General features: G+C 25.5%; 7 protein-coding genes. 1 reads left to right on the forward strand and 6 read right to left on the reverse strand.

What is annotated here, in order from left to right:
* Positions 1 to 12: 12 nt before the first annotated feature.
* Positions 13 to 768 carry a plasmid replication initiator RepA gene (gene repA, locus D9V61_RS03090; protein WP_158339774.1) on the reverse strand — a complete coding sequence of 252 codons (756 nt, stop codon included), beginning with the start codon at positions 766 to 768 and terminating at the stop codon, positions 13 to 15.
* A 145-nt stretch (positions 769 to 913) separates the two neighbouring features.
* On the reverse strand, positions 914 to 1417 hold the full coding sequence (locus D9V61_RS03095) for a TIGR00645 family protein (protein WP_158339775.1): 504 nt from the start codon (positions 1415 to 1417) through the stop codon (positions 914 to 916).
* Between the two features lie 298 nt (positions 1418 to 1715).
* Between D9V61_RS03095 and repA (D9V61_RS03100) the strand changes: the two genes are divergently transcribed.
* Positions 1716 to 2567: a plasmid replication initiator RepA gene (gene repA / locus D9V61_RS03100; RefSeq protein ID WP_158339776.1), complete on the forward strand. Its 852-nt coding sequence runs from the start codon at positions 1716 to 1718 to the stop codon at positions 2565 to 2567.
* Positions 2568 to 3069: 502 nt separating this feature from the next.
* Here the strand turns inward: repA (D9V61_RS03100) and leuD are convergent.
* The 4 genes from leuD to leuA form a co-directional block, all read right to left on the reverse strand.
* Positions 3070 to 3696 carry a 3-isopropylmalate dehydratase small subunit gene (leuD, locus tag D9V61_RS03105; protein WP_158339777.1) on the reverse strand — a complete coding sequence of 209 codons (627 nt, stop codon included), beginning with the start codon at positions 3694 to 3696 and terminating at the stop codon, positions 3070 to 3072.
* A gap of 2 nt (positions 3697 to 3698) precedes the next feature.
* A complete protein-coding gene (gene leuC / locus D9V61_RS03110; RefSeq protein ID WP_158339778.1) occupies positions 3699 to 5114 on the reverse strand; it encodes a 3-isopropylmalate dehydratase large subunit in 1416 nt (471 codons plus the stop codon).
* Between the two features lie 2 nt (positions 5115 to 5116).
* Positions 5117 to 6208, reverse strand: coding sequence for a 3-isopropylmalate dehydrogenase (leuB, locus tag D9V61_RS03115; protein ID WP_158339779.1), 1092 nt, complete (start codon positions 6206 to 6208; stop codon positions 5117 to 5119).
* Between the two features lie 64 nt (positions 6209 to 6272).
* A complete protein-coding gene (gene leuA, locus D9V61_RS03120) occupies positions 6273 to 7823 on the reverse strand; it encodes a 2-isopropylmalate synthase (protein WP_158339780.1) in 1551 nt (516 codons plus the stop codon).
* Between the last annotated feature and the right edge of the window lie 65 nt (positions 7824 to 7888).

Below are 7888 nucleotides of genomic sequence, written 5' to 3' on the forward strand. Positions count from 1 at the left end.
TATTGTATAAATTTATTTATGGTTTTTTTTATATAACTTACACAAATTACTATATTCAATATCTATCTTTTTTTTAAGACCTCTAGGACCTATTTTAGTTAGCTCACTAGCAGAATAGTAATTGATTAAGGCATTTAAAATTTTTTTTCTAGCTGATTTTTCATCTAATCTAGATATTTTTTTCATATCTAAAACAGAAATAAAAATTCTCTTTTCTTCTACCTTGAATTTTTTTGATAAGTTTGAATTTCTTGATAAATAGCTATTTATTTTTGATTGTGGAATTTTACATAACATAAAAAACATAGGAGTTAAAAAAATTTTTTTAGGTGTATAATTACTAATTGATTTACTTTTATTTTTTTTACATTTAACAAAACCCATTGGTTCTAAAAAATCAGTTATCAAACGTGAAGCACGAGTAATCGATTTATTACCAGAATCTGATAAAGTAGATAATCCACATTCGTCTGCCAATTTTTCAATAGAAGCTTCAACTAATTTAGTATCAATATTAAAATAATATAACATGGCAAGTACTATAGCTTTCATAGCACATGCTCGATGTTTATTTAGTCGTCTAAATCGAGTTAAAACATTACCAGTTTTAGGATCTATAGGTAGTAAAGTATAGTTTAACTTGCTTCTAGAGACGTCTATTTCTGATGCTTTTTTCATTGCATAAAAAATAAATTTAGATTTTTTTCTCTCGGGTTTAGACGGATTAAAAAATGGTTTAGGATTATATATATAATTTTTTCTAGGCACTAAATACACTTGATTAAAGGATAAAAAATAATTTTTTTAAAAGAAAGATTCTAATAATAATTTACTATTTTAAATATTAAATATTTTAAAATATATAACATTAATATAAAAAAATTTCAAATTTTTATTGATTTTATAAAAATAATTAATGAAGAACATCTTTTTTTTTGCTCATTTTATCAATGTATGCCATTCCAAAAGCAGATAATACAAAAGTCAAATGAATTATAACACATAGCATAATTTTATTATCTAATATTTTTTCTGCTTCCATAAAAAGACGTAAAAGATGTACAGAAGATATTGCAACTATTGATGATGCTACTTTATTTTTTATTGAATTTACATCCATAGTCCCCATCCATCCCAATCTTTTTTGATTATCTTGTATATCCATTTTAGAAATAAAATTCTCATATCCTGAAAACATTACCATTACTAATAATCCACCTACTAATGCAATATCAATTAATGATAAAACTACTAAAACTAAACCTGATTCAGACATAGCTACAATATCGGGCATAATAAATACTATTTGTTGAAAAAATTTTAATGTTAATAATATAAATCCAAATGATAAACCTACATATACAGGAAACATTAACCAACGAGAAGCATATATACCCTTTTCAATAATTTTTTCCATTTTTTTACCTAAATAGTTTTTTAGAATGTAAATTAAATTTATAAAAATATTTTTATATCATTAAAAAATATCTTAATTTTTTAAAAATTTTAATAAGTTATTATTGAAAATAGTTAAAATTTATGTTAAAAATATCTTTTCTGTTTATAATTATATTTTATTCATAAAAAAAAATAAAAGTAAAGTATATATTCTCAAAGATAAAAAATTTATAAAATATTAAAATGATGTAAATAAAAAAATTTTATTTTTGTAAATATATGAAAAAATCAACCATCTACTTTTTAGGTATCATGTTATGATATCAAGAAAATGCTACATAAATAATCCTAATCCACTTTTTACACCACCTAAAAACAATAAGCGTAGACCTTCTTTTATTTGTTACGCAATGAAAAGAGCATCAGAAATAGATGTCGCTCGATGTGAGCTAAATTATATATTACAAATTAAAAATATTAAAATTGGGTCACCCTTAAAGAGATTTAGAAGATTAAATGAACATCGAGCATGTGCGATGAGAGCTATGGTACTAGCTATGATTTACCATTTTAATATTTCTTCCGATTTAGTTCAAGCATCTGTTGAACAATTATCTGATGAATGTGGTTTGTCTACTTTATCTAAAGCAGGTAATAAATCGATTACTCGTGCTTCTAGATTAATTACTGATTTTATGGAACCAATGGGTTTTGTTACTTGTAAAAAAACATGGGATAAAATATTAGGTAATTATATGCCTAAAATGATTACACTTACTCCATTATTTTTTATGCTATTTGGGATTTCTGAAAAAAAATTGATGGATGCTAAAAGACAACAATTAGGATGGATAAATAAAAACCTTATTAGTAAAGGTTTTAAACCAATAACTATGATTGATGCTAAAAGACGTTCTAAAGATAGTCAAATTAAAAATATTTTTAAATATAGAATTTCTAAACATGCTTTTTATAAGAAAAAAAGAAATGCACAACGTTTAATTTCATTAGATGAAAAAGAAGCCAGACAAACAATTCTTCGTGCACTAGTAGCCAAATATTCTATTAGTGAATTAACAAAATTAGGTCCTAATGGACTAAAAAAACAAGTTAATATTAGTTATTATTACTTAAGGAAAATAGCTACAAACACATATCCTGATAACTAATAGTTTTTTAAAATTTACCCCTTTTTGTAATGCGTTTACTCGTAGGGCCTCTCTTTTTTAAAAATCATCCAATCTCTTTTTTTATATCTTTTTTTTTTATTAAAAGACAAATTTCTCATTTTCAACCAAAAAAAAAATATTAATTCAAGAATTTTTTTGAATAAAAAATAATAAATGCAATTTGTTTTTTTTAATAAATGCTTCTTATGCTATAAATGCAAAATAACATTCTTAAAACTTATATAAAAAAATAAATAAACATATTTTTTTAATATTAAAAAAATAGCGAAATTTATTTAAAAATTTCGCTATTTTTTTAAAAATAATTTTTATCTTATTTTATTTTTTTTATATAAAATTCCACAATCAAAAATAAATAGCTATTTATCAAGAAATCCAAACTTATCAAAAAAATTCAAGGTAGAAGAAAAGAGAATTTTTATTTCTGTTTTAGATATGAAAAAAATATCTAGATTAGATGAAAAATCATTAGAAAAAAATTTTAAATACCTTTAAAATCTCTTCTATTTAAAAGAAAATTAGGTATAGTCTTCTCATAAATTTTTATATCAGATAAATGCTTCATAGTTAAATCAATACTATCCAAATCATTCAATAAAAAAAAACGATAATAATCATCTAATTCAAATAAAAAAACTTTTTTATTTACAGTAATAGTTTTGTCGATTAAACTAATATTAAAATTAATTCCTATTTGATTTTTAACAATATCAAAAAGACAAGTAATTTCATTTTCACTTAAAGTAATTAACAAAAGTTTATTATTAAAACTATTACTATAAAAAATATCCGCAAAACTAGGCGCAATTATTATTTTAAAACCATAATCTAATAAAGACCAAACAGCATGTTCTCTCGATGATCCACAGCCAAAATTCTCCCTAGTTAACAAAATACTTGCGTTTCGATAAACTTCTTTATTTAAAATAAATTCTTTATTTTTTACTAACTGATTTGTATCAAGAAAACGCCAATCATGAAATAAATATTTACCAAATCCAATTTTATTTACTCTTTTTAAAAACTGTTTAGGAATAATAATATCAGTATCTATATTAGATATATCTAGGGGAACAACAACACCAGTATGACCAGTAAATTTAAACATTTTTAATTACTCTCACTATCATCTAAATTTCTAACATCAAAAAATCTACCATGTATAGCCGCTGCAGCAGCCATAATAGGACTTACCAAATGTGTACGACCCCCCCTACCCTGACGACCCTCAAAATTTCGATTGCTAGTAGAAGCACAACGGTCACCATCAATTAATCTATCTTTATTCATACCTAAACACATAGAACAACCAGGTAAACGCCATTCAAATCCTGCGTTAATAAAAATTTTATCTAATCCCTCATTTTCAGCTTTTTTCTTTACTGAACCTGATCCAGGTACAACAATAGCTTTTACATTACTAGAAATCTTCTTATCTTTAATTATTGTAGAAGCTGCTCTTAAATCTTCTATTCGCGAATTAGTACAAGAACCAATAAAAACTTTATTAATAGTAATATTAGTTAAATAAGTACCTTCACTTAAACCCATATATTTACAAGCAGATTTTGCTAAATCTTTTTTTATCAAGTTATTAAAACTATTAAAATTAGGTATTTTTTGATCAATTGAAATTACCTGATCAGGATTTGTCCCCCAAGTGATTTGCGGCGAAAGATTTGATATATTTATTTTTAATATCTTATCAAAAAAAGCATTTTTATCAGATTTTAAGTTTTTCCAAAAATTTAATGATTTTTCCCAAAAACTTCCATAGGGGGAATACATTTTATTTTTTAGATATGAATATGTAATTTCGTCTGGTGCTATTAAACCTGATTTTGCACCCATTTCAATTGCCATATTACAAATTGTCATTCTTTCTTCCATGTTCATTTTTTCAATGACATCACCACAAAATTCAATTATATATCCTGTACCACCTGATGAACCTAATTTTCCAATAATAAATAAAATTACATCCTTTGCAGTAACATATTTTTGCATCTTACCCGTAATCTCTATTTTCATATTTTTAAAACGTTTTTGTTTTAATGTTTGAGTTGCAAGAACATGTTCTACCTCTGAAGTACCAATCCCGAAAGCTAATGCACCAAATGCACCATGAGTAGATGTATGTGAATCACCACAAACAATTGTCATACCAGGTAAAGTCATCCCTTGCTCAGGACCAATAACATGCACTATTCCCTGATTAGGATGATTTATATCATATAATGCTACATTAAAATCATTACAATTTTTAATTAATTGTTTCATCTGTCTTTGTGCCATCGAACCTGATGCATTAATATCTTTACTTGTTGTAGAAACATTATGATCCATTGTAGCAAAAGTTTTTTTAGGCTGTCTAACCTTACGGTTTTTATCGCGTAATGAATCAAAAGCCTGAGGTGATGTAACTTCATGAAGCAAATGTAAATCTATATATATAAGAGATGTATTGTTTTTATCTTTATAAACAATATGTGAATCATATATTTTATCATATAATGTTTTCTTCATTTTTATTTACCATTAATTAAAGAATTAGCAATAGCATCACCCATTTCATTAGTTTTTAAAAAACAATTATTATTAGAAATATCTGCAGTTCTATAACCTTTTTTTAATACACAATTTACAGCTTCATCAATTTTATCTGCTATTTTATTTAAATTCATCCCGTATCTAACCAACATGGATAGTGAAAGAATTTGAGCAATAGGATTAGCAATATTTTTACCTGCTATATCAGGTGCAGAACCACCTGCAGGTTCATATAATCCAAAATTTCTTTCATTTAAACTTGCTGATGGTAACATTCCAATTGAACCAGTAATCATAGCACATTCATCAGAAATAATATCTCCAAAAAGATTAGAACATAATAATATATCAAATTGATTAGGATTTTTAATAATCTGCATAGTAGCATTATCAATATACAAGTGAGATAAATGAACATCTGGATATTTTTTAGAAATATCTTCAACTATTTCTCTCCATAAAATAGAACTCTGAAGAACATTTGATTTATCTATAGAACACACTTTATTTTTTCTTAAACGTGCTATTTTAAAAGCTAAATGAGCAATACGAACAATTTCATATTCATGATAAATTTCTGTATCAAAAGCATATTTAACATCATTATCTTTTATAATACCCCTAGGCTTCCCAAAATAAATTCCACCTGTTAATTCCCTAATACACAAAATGTCAAAACCATTTTTTATAATATCAGAACGAAGAGGAGATAAAAATTTTAATTCTGAATACAATTTAGCTGGTCTTAAATTAGAAAAAAGATTAAAATGTTTTCTTAGGGGTAATAAAGAAGCTCTTTCTGGACGTTTTTCTATTGGAAGTTTATCCCATTTTTTACCACCAACAGAACCAAATAAAATTGAATCAGAGTTTTCACATCCTAATAATGTAGTCTTTGGTAAAGCAATGCCTTCACAATCAATTGCAACTCCACCAATATTAAATTCTTTTATTTCTAAAGATAGAAAAAATTTATTCTGTAAAATATTTAAGATTTTATATGCTTCTTGCATAACTTCAGGACCGATGCCATCACCAGGTAATACTGCAATGCGATATTTTTTTTTCATAAAAAATTTTTTCTCTTTTGATTAAAATTAAAAAATAATATTTTTTTTAAAATATACTAATTTTTTAAATTTTTTTTAAACTTTTTAATTTTTTATTCACTTGTTTTGCTTTCCATATATTATTTAATACATTAATCATTGCTTGAGCTGATGATTCAATAATATCAGTAGCTAAACCCATTCCATGAAATTTTCTTTTTTTATGTTCAACTAAAATATCTACTTGACCTAATGCATCTTTACCTTTTCCCTTCGCTACAAGTTGAAATTTTTGTAGTATAATAGGAAAACATACAATTCTATTCAATGCTTGATAAATAGCATCAACTGGTCCATTACTTGTTGTAGATGATTCAGTATGTATTTCACCCCCGCATGATAATTTAACTGAAGCAGTAGATAAACCATTAGAAATAGATTGTACGCTAAAAAATTCTAGAGAAAAATATTCTAATTCATTTTGTTGTTTATTAATAAATGCTAATGCTTCTAAATCATAATCAAAAACTTGACCTTTTTTATCAGCTAGCTTTAAAAAAGAGGTATAAAGTTCATCTATATTATAGTCATTTCTTTCATACCCCATTTGATCCATATAATGTTTTACTGCAGCTCTCCCCGACCGAGAAGTTAAATTAAATTTCACCTCTTTTAAACCAATACTACTAGGTTCTATAATTTCATAATTTTTTCTATTTTTTAAAACTCCATCTTGATGAATACCAGAAGAATGTGCAAATGCATTACTACCTACTATAGCTTTATTAGAGGGAATTGGCATATTGCAAATTTGACTAATAATTTGGCTAGTACGATAAATTTCCTTATGATTTATATTAGTAGTAAGACCTAAAATATCTTCTCTTACCTTAATAGCCATAATTACTTCTTCTAATGCTGTATTTCCAGCTCTTTCACCAATTCCATTTATAGTACCTTCTATTTGTCTAGCGCCTGCCTGTATCGCTGATATTGAATTTCCTACAGCCATTCCTAAATCATCATGACAATGTACTGAAATTATAGATTTATGAATATTAGGTACCCTCTCAAATAAATTTTTAATAATAAACGACAGTTCATTAGGAATCGTATATCCTACTGTATCGGGAATATTAATTGTTTTTACACCTGCTTTTATTAATTTTTCTACAATACGACATAAATTATCCATAGTAGTTCTACTAGCATCTTCACAAGAAAATTCGATATCATCTGTGTAACGTAAAGCTTTCTTTACTGAATAAATAGCCATATCTATTATTTCATTAAAATTTTTTTTTAATTTTGATTTCATATGAAGCGTTGAAGTAGCTAAAAAAATATGAATTCGAAAAGATTTAGATGACTTCATTGCCTCCCCAGCTATATCAATATCTTTTTCTACACAACGCGCTAAACTGCATATCCGACTATTTTTAATTTTTTTAGATATAGTTTGAACTGATTTAAAATCTCCAGGAGATGAAATAGGAAATCCTATTTCCATGATATCTATTCCAGATTTTTCTAATGCTAGCGCAATGTTTAATTTTTCTTTAACACTAAGACTTGCTTGTAATGCTTGTTCTCCATCACGTAGTGTAGTATCAAAAATAATAACTTTAGAATTCATAATTTTTTTCTCGATCGCTGTAGGTTTAGTAAACTTTTTTATTCCATAAATAAATTTATACAATA

The organism is Buchnera aphidicola (Acyrthosiphon lactucae), from assembly GCF_005083565.1.
Taxonomy (GTDB): domain Bacteria; phylum Pseudomonadota; class Gammaproteobacteria; order Enterobacterales; family Enterobacteriaceae; genus Buchnera; species Buchnera aphidicola_AH.

What these genes read in the sequence shown, in the direction of transcription:
- D9V61_RS03095 (WP_158339775.1), bottom strand. Translation starts at nt 1,417, where the DNA reads ATGGAAAAAATTATTGAAAAGGGTATATATGCTTCTCGTTGGTTAATG.
- repA (WP_158339776.1), top strand. Translation starts at nt 1,716, where the DNA reads ATGATATCAAGAAAATGCTACATAAATAATCCTAATCCACTTTTTACA.
- leuD (WP_158339777.1), bottom strand. Translation starts at nt 3,696, where the DNA reads ATGTTTAAATTTACTGGTCATACTGGTGTTGTTGTTCCCCTAGATATA.
- leuC (WP_158339778.1), bottom strand. Translation starts at nt 5,114, where the DNA reads ATGAAGAAAACATTATATGATAAAATATATGATTCACATATTGTTTAT.
- leuB (WP_158339779.1), bottom strand. Translation starts at nt 6,208, where the DNA reads ATGAAAAAAAAATATCGCATTGCAGTATTACCTGGTGATGGCATCGGT.
- leuA (WP_158339780.1), bottom strand. Translation starts at nt 7,823, where the DNA reads ATGAATTCTAAAGTTATTATTTTTGATACTACACTACGTGATGGAGAA.